The sequence below is a fragment of the Enterococcus termitis genome (genome assembly GCF_001730305.1).
Lineage (GTDB): Bacteria > Bacillota > Bacilli > Lactobacillales > Enterococcaceae > Enterococcus_L > Enterococcus_L termitis.
Map to the genome: position 1 here is coordinate 72,124 of NZ_MIJY01000002.1, position 21,595 is coordinate 93,718.

The 21,595-nt window shown below is 37.6% G+C and carries 19 protein-coding genes; 17 read left to right on the forward strand and 2 right to left on the reverse strand.

The features are described from left to right. Positions 1 to 16: 16 nt before the first annotated feature. The gene (locus BCR25_RS03370) at positions 17 to 934 is read right to left on the reverse strand and encodes an ArsR/SmtB family transcription factor (RefSeq protein ID WP_069662209.1); all 918 of its coding nucleotides are present in this window, start codon (positions 932 to 934) and stop codon (positions 17 to 19) included. A gap of 242 nt (positions 935 to 1,176) precedes the next feature. Here BCR25_RS03370 and BCR25_RS03375 point away from each other — a divergent pair, with 242 nt between their 5' ends. The 11 genes from BCR25_RS03375 (at position 1,177) to BCR25_RS03425 (ending at position 14,355) form a co-directional block, all read left to right on the forward strand. Further along, positions 1,177 to 2,442 (forward strand): extracellular solute-binding protein, encoded by a 1,266-nt coding sequence (locus BCR25_RS03375; protein ID WP_069662210.1) that lies wholly within the window; start codon positions 1,177 to 1,179, stop codon positions 2,440 to 2,442. A gap of 129 nt (positions 2,443 to 2,571) precedes the next feature. Then, a complete protein-coding gene (locus tag BCR25_RS03380; RefSeq protein WP_069662211.1) occupies positions 2,572 to 3,477 on the forward strand; it encodes a carbohydrate ABC transporter permease in 906 nt (301 codons plus the stop codon). A gap of 10 nt (positions 3,478 to 3,487) precedes the next feature. Beyond that, on the forward strand, positions 3,488 to 4,330 hold the full coding sequence (locus BCR25_RS03385; protein ID WP_069662212.1) for a carbohydrate ABC transporter permease: 843 nt from the start codon (positions 3,488 to 3,490) through the stop codon (positions 4,328 to 4,330). Further along, on the forward strand, positions 4,330 to 4,746 hold the full coding sequence (locus tag BCR25_RS03390) for a hypothetical protein (protein ID WP_069662213.1): 417 nt from the start codon (positions 4,330 to 4,332) through the stop codon (positions 4,744 to 4,746). Before BCR25_RS03385 ends, BCR25_RS03390 begins: the two co-directional genes overlap by 1 nt. A 25-nt stretch (positions 4,747 to 4,771) precedes the next feature. After that, positions 4,772 to 6,562 (forward strand): glycoside hydrolase family 2 protein, encoded by a 1,791-nt coding sequence (locus BCR25_RS03395; protein WP_069662214.1) that lies wholly within the window; start codon positions 4,772 to 4,774, stop codon positions 6,560 to 6,562. Between the two features lie 69 nt (positions 6,563 to 6,631). Next, positions 6,632 to 8,419, forward strand: a complete 1,788-nt coding sequence (locus BCR25_RS03400; RefSeq protein WP_069662215.1) for a glycoside hydrolase family 2 protein — start codon at positions 6,632 to 6,634, stop codon at positions 8,417 to 8,419. Between the two features lie 86 nt (positions 8,420 to 8,505). Continuing rightward, the gene (locus BCR25_RS03405) at positions 8,506 to 9,555 is read left to right on the forward strand and encodes an aldose epimerase family protein (RefSeq protein WP_245792211.1); all 1,050 of its coding nucleotides are present in this window, start codon (positions 8,506 to 8,508) and stop codon (positions 9,553 to 9,555) included. Positions 9,556 to 9,642: 87 nt separating this feature from the next. Next, positions 9,643 to 10,803, forward strand: a complete 1,161-nt coding sequence (locus tag BCR25_RS03410; RefSeq protein WP_069662216.1) for a galactokinase — start codon at positions 9,643 to 9,645, stop codon at positions 10,801 to 10,803. Between the two features lie 66 nt (positions 10,804 to 10,869). After that, positions 10,870 to 11,859: a UDP-glucose 4-epimerase GalE gene (galE, locus tag BCR25_RS03415; protein WP_069662217.1), complete on the forward strand. Its 990-nt coding sequence runs from the start codon at positions 10,870 to 10,872 to the stop codon at positions 11,857 to 11,859. Positions 11,860 to 11,870: 11 nt separating this feature from the next. Beyond that, complete coding sequence (gene galT, locus BCR25_RS03420) at positions 11,871 to 13,352, forward strand: UDP-glucose--hexose-1-phosphate uridylyltransferase (protein ID WP_069662218.1); 1,482 nt, start codon at positions 11,871 to 11,873, stop codon at positions 13,350 to 13,352. A 16-nt stretch (positions 13,353 to 13,368) separates the two neighbouring features. Continuing rightward, positions 13,369 to 14,355, forward strand: coding sequence for a LacI family DNA-binding transcriptional regulator (locus tag BCR25_RS03425; RefSeq protein ID WP_069662219.1), 987 nt, complete (start codon positions 13,369 to 13,371; stop codon positions 14,353 to 14,355). Between the two features lie 129 nt (positions 14,356 to 14,484). Here the strand turns inward: BCR25_RS03425 and BCR25_RS03430 are convergent, their stop codons facing one another. After that, entirely contained in the window at positions 14,485 to 15,504 is a 1,020-nt protein-coding gene (locus tag BCR25_RS03430; protein WP_069662220.1) for an immunoglobulin-like domain-containing protein, read from the reverse strand. 241 nt (positions 15,505 to 15,745) lie between these two features. Here BCR25_RS03430 and BCR25_RS03435 point away from each other — a divergent pair, with 241 nt between their 5' ends. The 6 genes from BCR25_RS03435 to BCR25_RS03460 all read left to right on the forward strand — a co-directional run bounded on the left by BCR25_RS03435 (position 15,746) and on the right by BCR25_RS03460 (position 21,411). Beyond that, entirely contained in the window at positions 15,746 to 17,239 is a 1,494-nt protein-coding gene (locus BCR25_RS03435; RefSeq protein WP_069662221.1) for an AcpB/EbpR/MafR family transcriptional regulator, read from the forward strand. A 198-nt stretch (positions 17,240 to 17,437) separates the two neighbouring features. Then, positions 17,438 to 19,186, forward strand: a complete 1,749-nt coding sequence (dnaX, locus tag BCR25_RS03440) for a DNA polymerase III subunit gamma/tau (RefSeq protein WP_069662222.1) — start codon at positions 17,438 to 17,440, stop codon at positions 19,184 to 19,186. A gap of 15 nt (positions 19,187 to 19,201) precedes the next feature. Further along, positions 19,202 to 19,516 (forward strand): YbaB/EbfC family nucleoid-associated protein, encoded by a 315-nt coding sequence (locus BCR25_RS03445; RefSeq protein WP_069662223.1) that lies wholly within the window; start codon positions 19,202 to 19,204, stop codon positions 19,514 to 19,516. Between the two features lie 113 nt (positions 19,517 to 19,629). Next, entirely contained in the window at positions 19,630 to 19,998 is a 369-nt protein-coding gene (locus BCR25_RS03450; RefSeq protein ID WP_069662224.1) for a PTS sugar transporter subunit IIB, read from the forward strand. A gap of 151 nt (positions 19,999 to 20,149) precedes the next feature. Then, positions 20,150 to 20,800 (forward strand): HAD family hydrolase, encoded by a 651-nt coding sequence (locus BCR25_RS03455; RefSeq protein ID WP_069662225.1) that lies wholly within the window; start codon positions 20,150 to 20,152, stop codon positions 20,798 to 20,800. A gap of 59 nt (positions 20,801 to 20,859) precedes the next feature. Next, on the forward strand, positions 20,860 to 21,411 hold the full coding sequence (locus tag BCR25_RS03460) for a DUF1697 domain-containing protein (protein ID WP_342715873.1): 552 nt from the start codon (positions 20,860 to 20,862) through the stop codon (positions 21,409 to 21,411). The last annotated feature ends 184 nt before the right edge of the window (positions 21,412 to 21,595 follow it).

Below are 21,595 nucleotides of genomic sequence, written 5' to 3' on the forward strand. Positions count from 1 at the left end.
GCTTCAATTTTTCCAGTTATAAAACAGAATCAGAATAATAAAGGTTTAAAAGAATATTTTGCTTATGATTTCCAAAGTTTTCACCAAACAAAGTAATCCCCCCTTTATTAGCTGCATCTTGTTCAATTTCAAACCGTAATTTGATAAAAGGATTATTTTCCAAATCTAGATCCTTGATTGTGATATCAGAATGCTTTTCTCCGTCAATACCAGTGTCTAAGCTGTTGATCCGTAGGTGTTTTAACAAACCATACTGACTGAAATGATCATCCCACCAGTCAGGTGTATAGTTTCCTCTAGTATCTGAAAAATTACCTGGAACTGTATAAACAGCGACTTTTTGATCATTGATATAAATCGAAATATCACTAGGCCAAATATTATTGGACAAAGGAAATTCAGAAGAGACTTCAAAGCTGATATCCAAAAGTTCGGGAATTTGATGTTCTTGAAGTAAATTGGGTACTTTGTATTCCACAAACCCTTCAGAAAACCAAAGCAAAGAAGCATCCACACGGTGACTATCCATAAAATATTTCGGTTCATCTGCCTTACCAACAATCGCTGTGGCAGTAGCAAGTCCGCAGGTGGGCTTGATCTCAAAATCAGTGAAATGACCAATTTTTAAATCGGTTGTGTGAAGTTTATACGCATGATAAATCTGTTCAGGAAAACGAATATGAATATCGTCGATACTCAAAAAAATCATTTTTTGCACACCTGATTTTCCTGGTATTCTCTCTGATTTAACAATACCTGCTTGTTCTAATTTTTGAATATGGCGTGTGATAATGGCATTACTTAAGCCCATTTTTTCTGCCAATTGACTCATGTTCATCTTCTTTTTCCCAATCAATTGAATCATTGTTAAGCGGGTTTCGCTGGCGAGTGCTTCGTAGACCTTTAATGAATGTTTACTGATATCCAACTCCATAAAGAACCTCCTCGATTATTTATTTTACTTTTTAGTTAAATAAACGTTTGTTTTATATAGTGTACCATATCTCTTGTTTAACTTCAATGTAAATCATAGGAAATATTGTTTTAATAGTGTTGACAACGCTTTCTTTAAGTGGTATTTTATTATCGAGTTAACGTTTTTGTTTTTATTTAACTTAATTGTTAATCATTATTTTTTTTGTTATATCTATTAGTTAAAGAAAGGTGAGGAAAAGCGTGAGAAGAAAATTGATTTTGGGAGTATCGATAGCTTTATTAGGAGGATTATTGCTTGCTGGTTGCGGCGGTTCTAAAGGAGATGGAGCCAGTGGTGCAAAAGAGATCACATTTTGGAATCCGTTCACGGGTGCGGATGGCTCAAACATGAAAAAAATGATTGATGAGTACAATAAGACGAATCCAGAATTTAAGATAAAAAATGTGTCACTTAAAGAAACTGATTTATACGCAAAAATCCCGACTGTTGTGAATTCTGGAAAGAATATCCCAGATTTAACGATTGTTCATGCGGAACGAATCAAACAGTTTAAAGATAATGGAATGCTAAAAACTTATGATGGAGTTTTGCAGGAATTTCCAGACATCAAGGCTGAAAATTATGTGGCAGAAGCTTGGAATTTAGGAGAGATCGATGGTGAGCGCTATAGTTTACCTTTAGATATCCATAGTTGGGGAACCTATTATAATAAGGATTTATTGAAAAAATATGCTCCAGATGCTCTAGATGATGATATTTTAACTTATGATGAGATAATCGCTGCTGGTGAAAAAGCGAAAGCTGATGATGTTCGTGGAATTGCAGTTACTTGGGTAAAACCCAATTATTTATCCTTGATGGCACAATACGGCGGGGAACTGACAAGTGATGGGACAGCACCAACGTTAGATATTACAGAAGGAAAGCAAGCGTTTGATATGTGGAATAACATGTATGAAAAAGGTGTAACTACACAAGACGGTGAAGATCCAACACAATTGTTTTTAAGTGAAAAATTACTCTTTTTCCCAGAAGGTATTTGGATCCAAAATAATATCAAAAACGCTACATTCGAGTGGGGCTTGACCAATTCGCCTCAATTAAGTAACGACCTTTCAAAAACAATCAATTGGGCATCCTCGCATCAATTTGTGATGTTTAATTCTAAAGACAGAAGTGAAGATAAAGAAAAAGGGATCGGAAACTTTATCGACTGGCTACGTGATAATTCTCTGGAATGGGCAAAAGCTGGACAAAATCCTGCAACCCTAAGTCTTTTAGAGGATTCAGAATATATGGAAATGCCGCAATCTTTATTCTTAAAAACAAAAGAAGAGCAGGAAACATTAAAGATTTTCGACTACAAATACAATGGCTATGTTTCTGAATACTTAGATGCACATGGTTTTGATACGATTTTTGGCAAAGTACCCGTTGCAGATACGATGAAAGATATGCAAAAAGAAATTTCAGATAAAATCGCTAAAGATGACTCGGGCAAGTAAATGCTGTGTTGATGTGAATCGATAAAAATCAAAGGCTGAGATAAAAGCTGAATGCACGAACTGTATGTGAATTGAAAGATCTTTTGTCTTAGCCTTTGTATGTAAGATTATAGAAAAGGAGTCATTTTTATGCAGTCTGCTATCCGGTTAAAAGGAAAAACAAGCAAGAAGGAACGAAAATTTTTACCTTGGCTTTTTTTAGCACCTCATTTGTTGATATTTGCGATTTTCTTTTTGATTCCAGTATTATTCGGAATTTATATTTCGTTAACAAATTGGGATTTAGTGAATGCGCCAACATTTGTTGGTTTAGATAACTATAAGGAGCTATTACTTAATCAAGACTCGACATTCTATACCCAATTTCATAATGGCTTCAAGAATACATTTTTATTTGTGCTCTTTTCAGTCCCGTTTTGTATCATGGTCCCGTTGCTGATTGCAGCAGCTTTAAATGCGAAACCTAAATTAGGTAAATTATTCCAATCTATTTTTTATTTGCCTTCTCTGTTTGCGATTTCGGCAGTAGTGATTATTTGGACACTGATTTTTAATGTAACGTATGGACCAGTTAATAATATATTCAATGTAGATACGGTTTGGCTGGGAACACAGCCTTATGCTTGGATTACTTTAGTTGTGGTGACAGTTTGGTGGACGATTGGTGGAAATATGGTGATTTATCAGGCGGCTTTGAACGGAATTTCAAAAGATTTTTATGAAGCTGCAGATATTGATGGTGCAACCTCGGTTCAGAAATTTTTTAAAATCACCTTGCCTAGCATCAAAGGTCAAATTCTTTATACAGTAGTTATGACAACGATTGCTCAGTTTAATGTTTATGGACAACCGCTGATGCTGACAGCTGGCGGACCGAATAATTCAACCCGGGTACTGTTGATGTATATTCAGCAAAATGCGTTTGGCTCTGGCCAATCGATTGCTGGGATTGCATCAGCAATGGCTGTTCTTCTGGGGATCTGTATTATGATCGTGGCAGCTCTTCAATTTAAGATTTTAAATAAAAAAGATTAGGAGCTTTCATATGAAAAAGAAAAAAGTTTTAAGCTCAAAAGTTTTATCATTACTCTTTTTACTCTTGATGGCTATTATCTGGCTGATACCGATTTTATGGGGTGTGGTTACATCTTTTAAATCTGAAATGGAATTAATGACTGCTGGATTTAGATTTTTACCTATTGAATGGGTAATGAGTAATTATACAGAGTTGCTCTTTGATAATTCTAGTACTCCTTTAGTACGGTGGTTTATGAATTCATTGCTTATCTCGGTCAGTCACACGTTACTTGTTTTAATTGTCGTTTCATTATCGGCCTTTTCGTATAGCCGGCTGAATTTTAAAGGAAAGAATGTGCTGTTTTCATTTTTGATGGCAACTATGATGTTTCCAAGTGTTGTAAATTTGATTCCGCTATATAAAATCATCGATATTTTTGGCTGGGTCAATTCACCGTTGGCCATGATCGTACCTGGAGCAGCCGGTGTGTTTAATATTTTCTTAGTGAAACAATTCATGGATAATATTCCCAAAGAATTCGATGAAGCAGCACGAATTGATGGAGCAGGTGAGTTCTCTATCTTTTTGAAAGTTATTTTACCATTGATGAAACCAGTGTTGTTGGTCGTGGCACTATTCTCATTTACAGGATCATGGAATGATTTTTTATGGCCGTCGATCGTTTTTAATGATATAGATAAAATGCCAATCACCCCAGGGCTGCAACTTCTTCAAGGAATGTATCAAGCGCAGCCGACCTTATTGATGGCCGGAGCATTAGTTGCAATCATACCGACATTTGTCTTGTATTTATTTGCCCAGAAGTATTTCTTAGAATCTATGTCATTATCAGCAGGAGTGAAAGGATAATGAGTCGAAAAACAGAACGAATCTTGGTTAGGTTGTTAGGCTGCTGGCAAGTGATCGATGGTGTGATCACCATTCTCTTATACAGCATGTATAAAAGAAATCAATTAAGCGGAGTTACTAATCTATCAAATGAACACGCGAAAGCGATCGATGCAGCGTTTGGCAATATATTTATTTTTATCGCAATGTTTGGAACGTTGCTGATCGGCTGTGGTTTGTTTAATTTAGTAGTTGCAAAAAGATATATCAAAGATAATCAAATGAATCAAAAAGTTGGTATCTGGTTGATCGCCTTAAGTATCTTTTCTTATTTTTCAATGGATCTGTTGAGTGTTGTGTTAGGAATGAGCGCGGCAGTTATTTTACTATCGAAAAATAAAGGAATTCGGCGGCACCAAGAGCTTACAACCGGCTGATTTAAAAGAAAGTTGAGTGCAGTTGATGATGAGAAAAGAATACCCAAGACCACAGTTTGTAAGAGAGCAGTGGCAAAATTTGAATGGTACATGGCGATTTGCATATGATGATCACAATGTTGGTAAAAAACAAAGATGGTATTTGAGTGAAAAAAACTTCACGAAAGAAATCCAAGTTCCTTTTGTTTATCAAACTGAATTAAGCGGAATCAATGACCGAACTATTCATGAATGTGTCTGGTACCAAAAAGAGTTTGAGTTAGCTTCTTTAGAAGAAAATCAACGAGTGCTTCTACATTTTGGCGCAGTGGATTATGAAGCAGAGGTCTATATCAATCAGCAGTTTGTCGGACGTCATGAGGGCGGACATACTTCATTTTCCTTTGATATTACGGAGGCGCTTACAGCACAAGGCCAAATAGTGACAGTCCGAGTTTGGGATCCGCATGAAGATGAAACGATTCCGAGAGGCAAACAATTTTGGGAAACTGAATCACGCGGGATTTGGTATACAAATTCAACAGGTATTTGGCAAACAGTCTGGCTGGAAATCGTCGATCAAACATTTATTGAAAGTGTGACCTTCACACCAGATCTAGACCGAGGTATTGTCGATTTTTTAATGAATATCTCTGATTTAGTCGATAATCTATTTTTGCATTATAAAATCAGCTATAAAGGGCTGTTGCTCCTTGATGAAACGATGAAAGTCATGACTAAAACCAGTCGAGTTGGTTTAGATGTTTATCAAAATCGAATTTTCAGAAGTAATTTTCATGATAAAGGCTGGACCTGGAGTCCAGAAGAACCCAATCTCTTCGATGTAGAGCTAACATTGAGTAAGAATGAACAAATCATCGATCAAGTGACCAGCTATTTTGGAATGAGAAAAATCCATACGGAATCAGGAATGACCTTTTTAAATAATCAACCGTATTATCAAAAATTAGTTCTTGATCAAGGCTATTGGGAAAAAGGACTATTAACAGCTCCAACAGATGAAGATTACAAAAAAGATATTTTGTTGGCAAAAGAAATGGGCTTCAACGGCTGCCGAAAACATCAAAAAACATCTGATCCACGATTTCTCTATTGGGCTGATGTCTTGGGTTTTATCGTATGGGGAGAATGTGCTTCCGCTCCGAGCTATACAGAAAAAGCAGCAGAACGTTTAACAAAAGAATGGCTAGAAATCATTAGTCGTGATTACAACCATCCATCGATCATTACATGGGTTCCGCTTAACGAAAGCTGGGGCGTACCGGAGATTCATCATGATCAACAGCAGCAGCATTTTTCCGAAGGGCTGTATCATTTGCTTCATGCATTAGACAAAACCAGATTAGTGATTTCAAATGATGGCTGGGAAATGACTATTTCAGATATCTGTGCGATCCACAATTATAATCATGGCTCGAAAGAGGAAACCAAAAAATATGAATGGTATAAAGAAACATTAGCAACAAAACAAAATTTACTCATGTATCCTGCTGGGAAATGGGCAATTTATGCGAAGGGATACCAACATCAAGGAGAGCCGATATTATTAACCGAATTTGGCGGAATCGGTTATCGTATTTCTGAACAAAAAGGGTGGGGCTACACCTCTGTAGAATCCTCAGAGGAATTTATTGAAGAATACCGCCGAATCATGGCAGCTATTTATGCATCTAAGGGACTTTGGGGCTTTTGTTATACGCAACTGACTGATGTTGAGCAAGAAATCAACGGGCTTTTAGGGTATGATCGCAAACCAAAGTGTGATTTGTCAGAAATCAAGAAGATCAACGATCAGTTTTTTCCAGAACGAATTTAAGCAAATACGTAAGCTCGTTGAACGTTGCTGATCGTCTATATAATTGTATAGGATGAAAGGAAGTAAGTTATGCAAGAATTAAGAAAAATCCACCCAAGACCTCAATTTATCCGGAAAAATTGGCTATCTTTAGATGGAGAATGGGACTTTAGTTTTGATGATAGTGATAGTGGCTTGGACGAGCAATGGCACAATCACTTTCCAGAGAGTGAAAAAATTATTGTACCCTATACGTATGAAACGAAAATGAGTGGAATTGCTGATTCAACGCATCACTCGATCGTTTGGTATCGAAAAAAGCTTGAACTTGAGAATCAAGAAAATTGGGTGCTTTATTTTGAAGGAGTAGACTATCAAGCCAAAGTCTGGGTCAATGGGCAAATGGTTGGCGAACATAGCGGTGGATACGAGCGTTTTTACTTTGATATTTCTACGTATCTCACGGCTGCTGATAATGAAGTTGTTGTTCGTGTCGAAGATTCCTTAGCGTGTGAACAGCCTAGAGGGAAACAGCGTTGGTTAAAAGATAATTTTGGCTGTTGGTATGTTCAGACTACGGGGATTTGGAAAAGTGTTTGGCTAGAACAAGCGAACGCTCAGCGTTTGGGTCATGTAAAAATGACACCGCAGCTGGATGAGGATCAGATACGCTGTGAAATAGAGCTGCATGATCAAAAAGTAACGCCAGAGCCTGAGGAATTATGGCTTGAAATTGAAGTGTTTTTTGAATCACAAAAAGTTCAAGCATATAAAGGTCTACTTTATCATGAAATGACGCCAATCACTCTTGATACGCGAGTTAAAGAAGATGCCTGCTGGGGCACGAAAGTTTGGCGACCAGAAACGCCGCATTTATATGATATTGTTTTTAAATTATACGATGAGAATCAGCAGTTGATCGATGAAGTAACTTCTTATTTTGGCATGCGAAAAATTTCGATTGAACATGGTCGAGTTCTGCTTAATAACACTGAATTATATCAACGATTGATTCTGGATCAAGGGTATTGGGAGGAATCTGGTTTGACTCCTCCATCAGTTGAAAAATTAGAATTGGACATCGATAGAATTCTTGAAATGGGCTACAACGGCTTACGTAAACATCAAAAAATCGAAGATGAGCGGTTTCTTTATTTGTGCGATTCTAAGGGGGTATTGGTTTGGTCAGAAATGCCTTCTACCTATATATTCAATGATACAGCAATAAGGAAATTTACAGACGAGTGGCTAGAGATCGTTAAACAAAATTATAACCATCCCTCAATCATTACCTGGGTTCCATTCAATGAATCATGGGGAATTAAAAATATTGGACGTGTAAAAGAACAGCAGCGTTTTACAGAGGGAATCTATTATTTAACAAAAGCAATTGATTCTGACCGACCTGTGATCACAAATGATGGCTGGCAGCATACTGTTTCAGATATCATTACATTGCACGACTATGAAGAAAATAGTGAAGCCTTTTTTGACCGATATCACGATGTATCAGCTATTTTACCAGAACAAACTGTCCCAAATAGCAAGGCAACGAAGCAGTTCAACAAAGATTTTTTTGCCTTTGCAGATGGCTTCAACTATCAAGGGCAGCCTGTTATTATTTCTGAATTTGGTGGGATTGCGTTCAATTCTGATGAGGGCTGGGGCTATGGAAATACTGTGAAAGATGAAAAAGAATTCTTAAAGCGGTTTGAAGCGATTCATCAAGTGATCCAGGATATGCCTTATATCAGTGGTTTTTGTTATACGCAGCTGACGGATGTGGAGCAGGAAGTGAACGGTCTACTGACGACGCAACGTGAGGCTAAAGTTGACTTGGAAGAAGTGAAACGAATCAATTTAAAAAGAGTGGATTAAGTATTGAAATGAATGAAGTTATTGGGAAATAAGAACCAATAACTTCTTTTTTTAGCAAAAATAAAGTAGTGAAGGGACTCAATAAAATGATAAAAATACAACAAAAAGCATTTGGTAAAGGTAGTACATTATATACGCTTCAAAATAAAAACGGGTTGGTTTTAGAGGTAACTAATTTTGGTGCTAGGATCGTCCGTTTATCTGTACCCACTACCAAGGGACAAAAAAATATCGTACTAGGCTTTGACTCTGCAGAAGAATACGCTGAAAAGGATTTGTATTTTGGTGCAACGATCGGCCGTGTAGCTGGAAGAATCAAAAAAGGAACTTTTTCGATAGATGAGCAAGAGTATCAATTAGAAGTAGATCCGATTTATGGAAATGTACTTCATGGTGGTGCGTCTAGCTTTGAAGAACGACTTTGGTCGGCTCGTGTAGTAGCAGAAGAAAAAAGTAGTTCAGTGATTTTCACGTATGTCAGTCCAGCTGGTGAAAATGGATTTCCAGGACGATTAACAGTGTCCGTTCAGTATACGCTAAATGCTCTTAACGAATGGTCGGTCGCTTATTCTGCAGTAACGGATCAGCCGACGTTGTTTAATCCGACCAATCATGTGTATTTCAATTTATCAGGGGATGCAGCGACATCAATAGCGGAACATGAACTCTTCATTGATGCAGATCATTTTGCTGTTGTTGCAGAGGATACAACAGCAACAGGAGAAATCCGTTCAGTATCAGGTACGCCATTTGATTTTCGGAGGTCTCAAAAGATCAAGCAGGTATTTGAGACGAGTTATCAGCAAAATCTTTTAGTCGATGGATTGGATCATCCGTTTCTATTCAATAAAACAAGGAAAGACCGACCGAACGCCATATTAAGCTATCCTGAAACAGGAATTTCTGTAGAACTTTATACAGATCAGCCCGCAGTAGTTATTTTCACTGGACAATTCGGAAGTGCTGGACCGGTTGTTTCTGGGGGAAAAATGATCAATCATGGTGGCATAACATTGGAAACGCAGGTCAGCCCAGGAGCTGTGGAATTTGATGAACTTGGGTCGATCATTTTGAGACCAGAAGAAGTGTTTAAAAGCAAAACGATTTATAAAATCTGTATGAATGCGGATGGTTAAATGATTGAAGGTATGTAAAAACACCTTGTAAAAATTTAGTAAATATTTTATAATTAATTTACTAAATAAAGTGAGAGGAGAAATAGAATGAATAATGAACTGAAACAATTATTTCAAACGATTTTTGGAGAAGGAGAGCAGGGGCACTATTTTGCTCCCGGGCGAATCAATTTGATCGGTGAGCATACTGACTATAATGGTGGTCATGTATTTCCAGCCGCAATTACGATCGGAACGTATGGTTTAGCACGAAAACGAGAGGATCAGCTGATTCGGTTTTATTCAGAAAATTTTTCAGATAGGGGAATCATTGAAGTTTCCTTAGACGAACTGACTTATGCTGATATTCACGATTGGGCGAATTATCCTAAAGGGATGATCCATTATTTGATAGAAGCCGGAAGCCAGATCGATCAGGGTATGGACATTCTATTTTATGGAACGATCCCCAATGGTGCTGGATTGTCGTCTTCTGCTTCGATCGAACTATTAACAGGTGTTATTGTAAACGATTTATTCGACTTAAATATTCCGATGCTGGACTTGGTAAAAACAGGAAAAAAAGTAGAAAACCAATTTATTGGAGTCAATTCAGGAATCATGGATCAGTTTGCGATCGGGATGGGGAAAAAAGATCAGGCTATTTTATTAGATACGAATACATTAGCCTACGAATTGGTTCCCGCTGCTTTTGGAGAATATGTGATCGTGATCATGAATACCAATAAACGTAGAGAGCTGGCAGATTCTAAATACAACGAGCGTCGTTCAGAATGTGAAACAGCGCTCGAACGTTTACAGAAGCAATTACCGATCAGCTCATTAGGAGAACTGTCAGAAGAGACGTTTGAGGCAAACAAAGCACTTATAGGAGAAGACATCTTGATCAAGCGCGCCAAGCATGCAGTTACTGAAAATCAACGAACGATCAAAGCGAAAAAAGCGCTGGTACAAAATGATTTGGCAGCCTTTGGTCAACTACTAAATGCCTCTCATGCTTCTTTAAAAGACGATTACGAAGTGACTGGTGTAGAATTGGATACATTAGTCGAAGCAGCGCAAAAACAAGCTGGTGTCCTTGGTGCACGTATGACAGGTGCTGGTTTTGGTGGCTGTAGTATTGCTTTAGTAAAAGAAAGCCACGTCGAAGCTTTTATTCAGCAAGTAGGACAAACATATTCAGACCAGATTGGTTATGCAGCCGACTTTTATGTAGCAAATATTGATGATGGTGCGAGAAAGCTGTAAAATAGGATGTATGTTACTATTAGAAAAAATAGATAAGCGACTAAAGCTTATTAAGGAGGCAATAATATGTCAATTTTAGTTTTAGGTGGTGCAGGATATATTGGTTCACATGCAGTGGATCAGTTGATTCATAAAAATTACGAAGTTGTGGTGATCGATAATCTTCAAACTGGACACAAACAAGCAGTTCATGACAAAGCAGTCTTTTATCAAGGGGATATTCGAGATAAAGCGTTCATGCAAGAAATTTTTACAAAGGAATCCATTGATGGGGTTATTCATTTTGCCGCAAGCTCACTTGTCGGGGAATCTGTTGAAAAACCATTGATGTATTTTAATAACAATGTTTACGGCACACAAGTTTTATTAGAAGTAATGGAAGAATTTGGCGTGAAACAAATCGTATTTTCTTCAACTGCGGCAACCTATGGAGAACCAAAAGAAATGCCGATCGTTGAAACAATGCCTACAAATCCGGAAAATCCTTATGGAGAAAGTAAGCTGATGATGGAAAAAATGATGAAATGGTGCGACCGAGCTTATGGCATGCGCTATGTTGCTTTGCGTTATTTCAATGTAGCTGGAGCGAAGTCTGACGCATCGATTGGTGAAGACCATGATCCAGAAACACATTTAGTTCCGATCATTTTACAAGCTGCGCTAGGACAAAGAGAATATTTAGGCATTTACGGTGATGATTACGACACACCAGATGGCACGTGTATTCGTGATTATGTTTATATCGAAGATTTGATCGCTGCTCATATTGCCGCTTTAGAATATTTACAAAAGGGCAATGAAAGTAATATTTTCAATTTAGGCAGCAATAATGGCTATTCAGTAAAAGAAATGCTAGAGGCAGCCCGTGAGGTCACAGGCAAAGAAATCCCAGCTAAAATTTTACCCCGCCGTGCCGGTGATCCTAGTAAATTAGTTGCTTCTAGTGAAAAAGCCAAACAAGTATTAGGCTGGCAGCCAAAAGTGACGGACATCAAAGAAATCATCAAAACTGCCTGGGACTGGCATATCAGTCATCCAAAAGGATACGAAGACTAGGAGGAACTGTAATGTCGATAAGTCAAACAATTACCGATTTTGTGACATTAGCGATCCAAGCAGGCGGCTGGATGGAATTAGACCGTCTGTATTTACAAAATAGAATACTTGGTATGATCGGAGCGGACTCTTTTGAAACAGTTGCCCCACAACGTGTTTCTAGAAGTTCCTTAGACTTGCTGGATGAATTGGTCGATGCGGCAGTAAAGCATGAAGCTGTAAAAGATGAACCAGCAGCGCTAGAAATTTTTGAAGCCCAACTGATGGACTTTTTAACTCCGCCTCCATCAGTGGTCAATGCTTTTTTTGCTAAACATTACGAAAAAGAACCTAAAGCTGCAACAGATTACTTCTTTAAACTGAGTAAAGAAAACGATTATATTAAAACACGTGCGATTGCTAAAAATATTATTTTTCCAGCAGAAACAGAGTATGGAGAGCTTGAGATCACCATCAATTTATCCAGACCGGAAAAAGATCCTAAACAAATCATGGCTGAACGTCAAGCGGTTCATGTTGATTATCCTAAATGCTTATTATGTATGGAAAATGAAGGGTATAAAGGTCGTCTTAATCATCCCGCAAGAACCAATCATCGAATCATTCGGATGAATTTAGATGGAGAAAGCTGGGGTTTTCAGTATTCTCCTTATGCTTATTATAATGAGCATTCGATTATCTTGTCAGAAGAACATCGTCCGATGGTGATTTCAAAAGCAACCTTTCAACGTCTTCTGAAAATCACAGAAGTGTTACCGCATTATTTTGTAGGCTCCAATGCAGATTTACCTATTGTTGGCGGTTCGATTTTAAGCCATGATCATTATCAAGCTGGCAGACATGTATTTCCCATGGAAAAAGCAGAAATCGAACAGTATTTTGAGCTAAGTGATTATCCTTTGATGAATGCAGGAATCGTAAAATGGCCAATGTCAGTCATTCGGCTGCAAAGTCCTGATGCTGAAGAGTTGATCAATGCTGCCACTGACATTTTAGAAAAATGGCGTAACTATTCTGATGAAACTGTATCGATTCAAGCCTTTTCAGCAGACGGTACTCCCCATCATACAATCACGCCGATTGCTAGGCGTAAGGGGCAGTTATTTGAGCTGGATCTAGTTTTACGTGATAACTCTATTTCAGATGAGCATCCAGATGGTATTTTTCATCCGCATAAAGACGTACAGCACATCAAAAAAGAAAATATTGGCTTGATCGAAGTTATGGGGTTAGCAGTATTGCCGCCGCGTTTAAATAATGAACTGAAAGAAGTAGAAAAATACGTTCTTGGTGAATCTAATCAGATGGCTGATCACCACAAAGAATGGGCAAACCAGATGAAGATGACGTACTCATTTGATACTACAAATGTGACAGAGATCATTCAAAAAGAAGTAGGACAAATTTTTGCCCGTGTTTTGGCGGACGCAGGAGTGTATAAACGAACGACAGAAGGACAAGCTGCCTTTAACCGATTTATTGATACCTTATGAGAAGGCAGGTGAAAAAATGGCAACAATCAAAGATATCGCAGCCTTAGCAGGTGTTTCACCGGCAACGGTGTCCAGAGTATTGAATTATGATCCTGACCTTTCCGCAGGCTTTGAAACAAAGCAAAAAATATTCGAAGCAGCCGAAAAGTTAAATTATACAAAGCATAAAAAAAATAGTAAAAAAGCAAAGGCAAAGCTTCTCTTTGTTCAGTGGTATGATGAAGCGGAGGAATTAGAAGATATCTATTATCTATCGATTCGGTTAGGGATCGAGAAAAAAGCGGAAGAACTTGGCATTGAACTGATCAAACGATCACTGGAAGAACGGACGGATGAAAACGTGGATGGAATTTTGGCTTTAGGGAAATTTGATAAGGAACAAGCGGATTTTCTATTCAAACAAAATGCTATTCTTTTATTTGTTGATTTTGATGCGCTAGCCTGGGGATATAACTCGTTAGTTATTGATTTTCAGCAAAGTGTATCGAATGTTTTAAATCATTTTATTGAGCATGGGCACCGAGAGATCGGAATTCTATCAGGAGAAGAGTTCACGAAAGGAAATCCGAAGCCTCTTGAAGATAAACGTTTGACAGTGTTTAAAGAAATTCTTGCATCTAAAGATTTGCTGAATGAGCGTTATATCTTAAAGGCAGCCTTTACTGTGACCAGCGGTTATGAAGCGATGAAGCATTTCTTGAAGCAGCATCCCAACGATCATCCAACAGCTTTCTTTGCCTCAAGTGATGCACTTGCAGTTGGAGCCTTGAAAGCTATTCAAGAATTGGGGTATCAAGTACCAAAAGATATTTCGATCATAGGTTTTAATGATATTAGTGTTGCCAAATATGTTAGCCCGCCGTTGACAACAGTCAAAATCCATACAGAATGGCTGGGAGAGTTAGCAGTAGAAACGATGGGGGCAATGATCCGAGAAACCGCCCCAACAGCTAGAAAAATAACCATTGCAACCGAATTAATTGAAAGAGACTCAACGAGATAAACGTAGGAAATGGGTGGGACATAACTCGAAGAGTTATGTCCCACCCATTTTAAAACGTAATAAACGGTATCAAAAGTCAAGTTTTTCAGCAATTGCTCAAACCTAGTCGACTTTTGCTTCAACCTATTTTTATTTATAAGCTATGACAAACAAATTGATATCATCATTGATACAGCTTTGTAGTGTGATTCGTTCACCGCCGCCAGTACCCACAGTGAAATCCCAATAGCTTGTACCAGTGCCAACTTCATTTCCATAATCATCTAGTTGAAGTAATGTCTGTACAGTATAAGTGGTTGGTGTGCCGTTAGCATCTGTAACAACGATCTGACTGCCAGCTCCTAAAGAGAATACGGCTGAGAAAATACCAGGATTATGACCAATGAAATGAGTGTTTTGACCATCATCACCGGATTGAACAGCAGCTCCGCCCCAGGTAGAAGCGACACCGCTAGGATTTGAATCGATAATACTTTGACCACTGCCTTGACCGCCGTTTTGATAAGGGATGCTTTGACCGTTCATAGTAAGAGTCATCGGTGCATAACTAGGTTCAGCAGGCGTTTCAGGAATTGGTGCAGAAGCAGTAGCTGGTTGTACTACTGGAGCTGTTTCAGCAGGTGTTTCTTCTGGTTGAACAGGTGCTTCTGCTACAGGTTCACTTTTGGCTACGATAGTAAATAGTCGATCTGCACTACCTGTATTGCCGCTTTGATCAGTCACAGAGAAATGGATCGTTTGAGTCCCGACGACTGAAGTATCGATCATATCTGCTGTAGCTATTTTTGCAGAAACGTCTCCATCACGGTCATCTGTCGCTGTAACTCCCTCATATATATCGACAAGAGCATCTTGTTCAACTATTACCTCAGGAGCATCGATAGTAGGTGCTTTAGTATCTTTGACGTCGACGGTAGGAACGAGATTTTGTTTTGCTGATTTTTTATTTGCTGTTGCTACTAATTGACTTAAATCTTTATCTGTCGGCACAGTGTTTTTTTGACTGACTTTTTCTGTTTTGGCGGATTGATTCAGAGGATTGGCTCTACTAACGCTGTCTGTCCAAATGTAACCACTGATAAATAAGGCAACACCTAAGATACTGATGAAACCGATAATAATTGTTTGTTTGATTGTGTTTTTTTCCATGTCGAATCCCTCCAAAAAAAGTGGTGAGATTTTCCATTTATCGATAAACGTTAAATCCTTGTTTCTATACTTCTATAATAAAAGCTGTTTTTAAATAAACCAATCGAGTTGCGCTTTCAATTGATTCAAAAAAAGGCAATAAGATGCTATACTTATTGTTAAATAAGGATTTCTTCAAAAAAATCTTCATGATTGGAAAAATTTGAAGAACAACATCATTGGCAAGAAAGAGGAGTGGAAAATGGAACGATTATTGTCTCCAGCGATGCATCGCAGAGTCCTGTTGTTGAATTTATTAAATGAACCAAATGGTTGGGTAACCTCAGAAGAACTGGCTGAAAAGATCAAATGTTCCAAAAAAACGGTAATATTAGATTGCCAATATATAGAGGATCGTTGGTCTGATTATTTTACCTTGGAAGTTTCGAGAAAATACGGCATTCGTTTGATTGCCTCGCCGTATCAATCGATCCATGAGATTTACATAGAAATCATCAAAGAATCAAATGCGTTTAGCTTCTTAGAGTCAATCTTTTTTTCACCAAATCAGTCGGCGGCATACTGGGAAGAAAAATTTTATTTGAGTAACTCAAGCTTGTATCGTTTATCTAATTTGATTTTGTCCGCTTTAAAAGAACGAAAAATCGAGTTGAGCCGGTCACCTTACTATGTGTATGGAAAAGATGAGAGAAAGGTTCGCTATTTTTTTACTTCTTATTTCATTGAAGTTTATGGAAACAGGGATTGGCCGTTTCCATTTGATAAAGACAAACTTTTTGCACTAGCAGATAAAATTGCAGCAAAATTTGAATTAGAATTGAATGATGGTCAAATTGTTCATTTAGTCAATTCGATAGCAGTCACGATTATTCGTGAGTCACAAGGCTTTTTGATCAAAAAGAAAAGAGACCCGATTAATAATTATGTAAAAAAAATGATCGATATTAAAAAATATCAAAAAGAAGTGGAAGAAATATTGGCCCCTCTTGAAATCGTCTTGCCTAAAAATTGGTATGAAGATTTTTGTTATTCCCTTTTCTGGTGGGACTTCGGCTGGGATAATCTGCAAGAAAAAGAAAATGTCCTCACTCAGGCGAATCAGTTGGTCGATACGATCAAAGAGGCGTTGACCATTGAAATTTCTGACAGCAGTAGAGAAAGTATTGTCCGTTTGATCGAACATGTTTATGCAAAACACAAAATGTTTCCTTATAAAAAATATATGGTTTATGATCGATTTTTGTATTCAAGTAAAATCATTAGGCAAACCTATTTGGTTTTAGGTGCTGTTGTAACAAAAGCGTTGAGAGATCTGGAGAAAAAAATGAAATTTCCTTGGGAGTCGATGTATTTGAATGAACTTTTACATGAGATATCCATTCGTTGGGATCAGCTGACTGAACAATCAGATGCCAAACGTCATCAAATTTCTGTTTTAGTTCTTAGTGATTTGGGAAAAGATCATGCCAAATTATTAGGCTCGATTCTGGCTGACAACTTTAGGGACAAGATCGCTATCACTGTGCAAAAATACCCATATTATGATCAACCGGCGCAAACAATAGATAACACATTTGATTTATATGTATCAAATTATGCGCTGAATCATATAGATGCTGGCATCAATATGATTGTCGAAGATATTCCTTCCTTTAAAAACATTATGGATTTGCGAGGATTTATTGATAAGAAACGACTAGTTTTACCAAAAGATGTTCCTTACTTAAATGTTTAGGTCTATTTTATTGATCTTAAAATAACGTTTGTCATTTTTCGCAGAATTTTTAGGTATCAAAGGCTGGGAGAACGATAGAAATAAGAATCCTAAAGTTGTTGTTGGGAAAACTCTCGCTCATTTAACATTTTTTTAATGCCTTATCTGAAAAAATCACGTATAATAGTAACTAGTGAAAATTCGAGGGAGGGGTAAATCATGGCTTATCAAGCTTTGTATCGTGTTTGGCGTTCACAGCGCTTTGATGATGTGGTAGGACAAAAAGCAATTACTCAAACATTAAAAAATGCGATCGTACAACAGAAAACCTCGCATGCCTATTTATTTACCGGCCCAAGAGGAACAGGAAAAACCAGTGCAGCAAAGATTTTTGCGAAGGCGATCAATTGTAAACATAGCGTTGATGGTGAACCATGTAATGAATGTGAAACGTGTATCGCGATTACAGAAGGTCGTTTGAACGATGTCATTGAAATCGATGCAGCAAGTAATAATGGTGTCGAGGAAATCCGTGATATCCGTGATAAAGCAAAATATGCACCCACACAGGCTGAATATAAAGTTTATATCATCGATGAAGTCCATATGCTGTCAACAGGTGCGTTCAATGCCCTATTAAAAACATTGGAGGAACCGCCGCAAAACGTGATTTTTATTTTGGCGACGACTGAACCGCATAAGATTCCATTGACGATTATCTCTAGAACCCAACGATTTGATTTCAAACGTATTGGTACACAGGATATTGTCGATCATATGGCATATATCCTAAAGCAAATTAATGTAGACTTTGAAGAGCAAGCGTTGTACGTGATTGGACGGGCTGCAGAAGGCGGAATGCGTGATGCATTAAGTATTTTGGATCAAACCATTTCCTTCAGTGATGAAAAAGTGACCCTAGCTGATGCCATGCAGGTGACTGGAAGTCTAACGTATGAAATGATGGATCAATACATTTCTAGTTGTGCAACAGGTGATGTGGAAGCCGCTCTTGAAACATTAGAAAGTATTTTGAGCTCTGGAAAAGAAGCTCGTCGCTTTTTAGAAGATCTGTTACTATATTGCCGTGATCTGTTGATGTTTCAACAAGCACCTAAGCTATTAGCTGAGAAAGTCGGTCACTTGACAGATCGCTTTAAGGAACTAGCTGGACAAACTGCAGCTGAAAAAATCTATCAAATGATCCAAATTCTGAGCGAAACTCAAAATGATATTCGTTTTACCAATAACGCGAATATTTATTTAGAAGTTGCAACCGTTAAATTAGCAAAATCAGTCAACCCTGTAGCCATTTCGAGTGAAACGGCACCACAAGCAGCAACTGAAGATATCGCAGCATTGCAGCAGCAGATCGAGCATCTTCAAAAAGAATTGATCGACTTAAAGAAAAATGGCGTAGCTGCAAAAGAGTCAGAACCAGCGAAACCAACTCGAACAGTGAGCAATAAAAGCACGTTGCGGATTCCAACTGAGATGGTCTACAAGGTCTTGAATGAAGCAACGAAAGATCATTTATTGAATGTCAAAAATGTCTGGGATGATCTGTTGCAAATGATGTCAGTGACACAAAGAGCTATGTTAAAAGCCAGTGAACCTGTTGCTGCAGGACCAAAAGGATTAGTCATTGCCTTTGAATATGAAATCGTCTGTGGTAGAGCGATGGAAGATGAGGAGCTTCAACTAGCGGTTCATAACAATCTCAGCCGCTTAGTCAACTATGCCCCGGATATGGTGTGCATCACAAAAGAAAGCTGGCCAAAATTACGCCAATCATTTATCCATCAGAACAAAGATACAAGTAGCGAACAGTCGACGAATGAGCAACCCGCAGCAGATGAAAATCATTTATTGGCAGATGAACAACCGCCGCAAGAAGTAAATAATCAAGTAGTAGACGAAGCGATTGCCATCTTTGGCTCAGAGCTCGTTGAAGTAATAAACGATTAAGAGGAGACGATAATAATGATGCGAGGCATGGGAAATATGCAAGGGATGATGAAACAAGTCCAAAAAATGCAAAAAGATATGGAAAAGGCACAGGCTGAACTAAACGAAAGAGAATTTGTTGGTGCTTCAACGAATGACTTAGTGACGGCAACTTTTACAGGCGATCGTAAAATGAAGGATATTTCAATCAAAGAAGAGGTTGTAGATCCGGAAGACGTAGAGATGCTACAAGATCTTGTGATCATGGCAGTCAATGACGCTTTAGCTAAAGTTGACAAGGAATCAGAAGCAACAATGGGCAAGTATACGAAAGGTTTACCAGGATTTTAATATAAAGTAGATAAAAATGTAGAACAGATTATGTAGTTGATCTTGTTCTGCATTTTTTTGCTACTGTGCAACGAATGGGTTAAAAATCCTACTAATAGAGAGGAAGAAAAAAGATGAAAGATTTTAATAATCAAGAAAAACAACCTACAGCTGCTGTTTCTAATGAAGCTAGTAAAAAGAAAATCGTTATCTTTGGCATAACTTCGATGAGTACGGAAAGTTCACCACATACCAATTTATTAGTGACAAAAATGAATAATGAAGCAAAAAAAAGAAAGTTAAACGTAATCGTTCAAGCGCATAGTATTTCCAAACTCAACGAAAAAGCTCAGGAAGCAGATGTATTATTGTTATCACCAGAACTCTATTCTGAAGCAAAAGATATCAAGCAACGATTTCCAGAAAAGATAGTAGCTGTCATCGATAAAAAAGAGTACGGATTGTTAGATGCAGCAAATATACTGCTGTCTGTAAATTCGTGATTTGATAGATAAATAAGTATCTATCAGTGGAAAAAGAGAGTGCTCTGATTGACTAACAACATTATCCCCAATTTTGCTGTTGTAGTTTTTTACTACGCGTTTGTATTATAATGAAGCAAACGATATATTTTTAATTAAAAGGAGAACGAAAATGAAGGTTAATTGTGTGATTTTTGATTTTGATGGAACATTAGGCGACTCTAAAGAGTGCGGCTTTGAAGCAACAAAAGAAGCTTTTAAAGCATTACAGCTGAAAGCTCCTGAACATGATGTCATTGAGTATTATATGGGGATTCCAATTGAAAAATCCTTTAAAGAAATGGCAGATCGTGCACTTTCTCAGTCGGAATTTGATCAACTACTGAAACTTTTTCGGGAATATTATAAAAAATATGAAGATAAATATCTTAACATATTTCCCGGCATCAAAGAGCTATTGGACGAATTGAAATTGAAAAAAATATTGATGTTTGTCGTATCAAGCAAAAAAACGAATGTCTTGCGAAGAAACTTAGAGTCATTAGAAATTAGTGACTATTTTGAAGAAATTGTCGGATCAGATAAGGTAACAAACTATAAGCCAGATCCAGAAGGAATCAACTATCTCATAAATAAATACAGCTTAAGTGCTGATGACACGTTGATGATTGGCGATGCAACCTTCGATATGCAAATGGGAAAAGCTGCGAAAGTCAATACATGTGCCGTAACATGGGGGAGTCATACCCGTGAAGAACTAGCAAAGGAACAACCAAATTGTTTAGTCGACAAACCTGAAGAAATTAATTCTTGGATCAGTTAAGCAGGAGAAAAATAGTACTAGCTAAGAAAAACTTAAAAGGAAGATACTAAGATAGGAGGGTGTTATTGTTGGAGAAATATGTTGCGCTATTACGAGGTGTAAATGTCGGAGGTAAAAATAAAATAGCGATGCCAGTGTTAAAAAAGGCATTTGAAGATCATGGATTTTTAGATGTCGTCACGTATATCAATAGTGGGAATATAGTTTTTACAAGTCCCAGTCAAGAAATCAGGACATTGATAAAGAAAAGCGAGAGGATCATAAAAGAGACCTTTGGGTTAGATATTCCTGTTATGATCGTGTCAAAAAATGAGTTAGAGGATCTTTTACAGCATACACCAAAATGGTGGGGAGATTCGAATAAGGAGATTATTCACTATGCTATTTTTTTGATTCCGCCGATTTGTATAGAAGAAGTATTTGAAGCAGTCGGTGAAATAAAACCAGAATATGAACAAATTACTCATCACAATAATGTCATATTTTGGTCTGCACCGCGCGAAACGTTTTCTAAAGCAAGATGGTCAAAAATTGCTAGCTCATCAGTAAACAATCATGTGACGATCAGAAATGCTAATACGATCTCTAAATTGTTGTCTTTAACAAAGTAGAAAAGATTGTTAATGAGCAATGTTGCAAAGAAGTTAAAAGTTGAATAAATAAAAACAAAAAAGTATTCTGAAAAATGTGGAATGCTTTTTTGTTTTTGGTAATGAGAGTGTGTTAAAATGAAATCCGTAACTAAAAGCAAACAGATAGATGATTAGACCTTCAAATATTTATAGATGAAAAAAT

What these genes read in the sequence shown, in the direction of transcription:
- BCR25_RS03370 (WP_069662209.1), bottom strand. Translation starts at nt 934, where the DNA reads ATGGAGTTGGATATCAGTAAACATTCATTAAAGGTCTACGAAGCACTC.
- BCR25_RS03380 (WP_069662211.1), top strand. Translation starts at nt 2,572, where the DNA reads ATGCAGTCTGCTATCCGGTTAAAAGGAAAAACAAGCAAGAAGGAACGA.
- BCR25_RS03385 (WP_069662212.1), top strand. Translation starts at nt 3,488, where the DNA reads ATGAAAAAGAAAAAAGTTTTAAGCTCAAAAGTTTTATCATTACTCTTT.
- BCR25_RS03390 (WP_069662213.1), top strand. Translation starts at nt 4,330, where the DNA reads ATGAGTCGAAAAACAGAACGAATCTTGGTTAGGTTGTTAGGCTGCTGG.
- BCR25_RS03395 (WP_069662214.1), top strand. Translation starts at nt 4,772, where the DNA reads ATGATGAGAAAAGAATACCCAAGACCACAGTTTGTAAGAGAGCAGTGG.
- BCR25_RS03400 (WP_069662215.1), top strand. Translation starts at nt 6,632, where the DNA reads ATGCAAGAATTAAGAAAAATCCACCCAAGACCTCAATTTATCCGGAAA.
- BCR25_RS03405 (WP_245792211.1), top strand. Translation starts at nt 8,506, where the DNA reads ATGATAAAAATACAACAAAAAGCATTTGGTAAAGGTAGTACATTATAT.
- BCR25_RS03410 (WP_069662216.1), top strand. Translation starts at nt 9,643, where the DNA reads ATGAATAATGAACTGAAACAATTATTTCAAACGATTTTTGGAGAAGGA.
- galE (WP_069662217.1), top strand. Translation starts at nt 10,870, where the DNA reads ATGTCAATTTTAGTTTTAGGTGGTGCAGGATATATTGGTTCACATGCA.
- galT (WP_069662218.1), top strand. Translation starts at nt 11,871, where the DNA reads ATGTCGATAAGTCAAACAATTACCGATTTTGTGACATTAGCGATCCAA.
- BCR25_RS03425 (WP_069662219.1), top strand. Translation starts at nt 13,369, where the DNA reads ATGGCAACAATCAAAGATATCGCAGCCTTAGCAGGTGTTTCACCGGCA.
- BCR25_RS03430 (WP_069662220.1), bottom strand. Translation starts at nt 15,504, where the DNA reads ATGGAAAAAAACACAATCAAACAAACAATTATTATCGGTTTCATCAGT.
- BCR25_RS03435 (WP_069662221.1), top strand. Translation starts at nt 15,746, where the DNA reads ATGGAACGATTATTGTCTCCAGCGATGCATCGCAGAGTCCTGTTGTTG.
- dnaX (WP_069662222.1), top strand. Translation starts at nt 17,438, where the DNA reads ATGGCTTATCAAGCTTTGTATCGTGTTTGGCGTTCACAGCGCTTTGAT.
- BCR25_RS03445 (WP_069662223.1), top strand. Translation starts at nt 19,202, where the DNA reads ATGATGCGAGGCATGGGAAATATGCAAGGGATGATGAAACAAGTCCAA.
- BCR25_RS03450 (WP_069662224.1), top strand. Translation starts at nt 19,630, where the DNA reads ATGAAAGATTTTAATAATCAAGAAAAACAACCTACAGCTGCTGTTTCT.
- BCR25_RS03455 (WP_069662225.1), top strand. Translation starts at nt 20,150, where the DNA reads ATGAAGGTTAATTGTGTGATTTTTGATTTTGATGGAACATTAGGCGAC.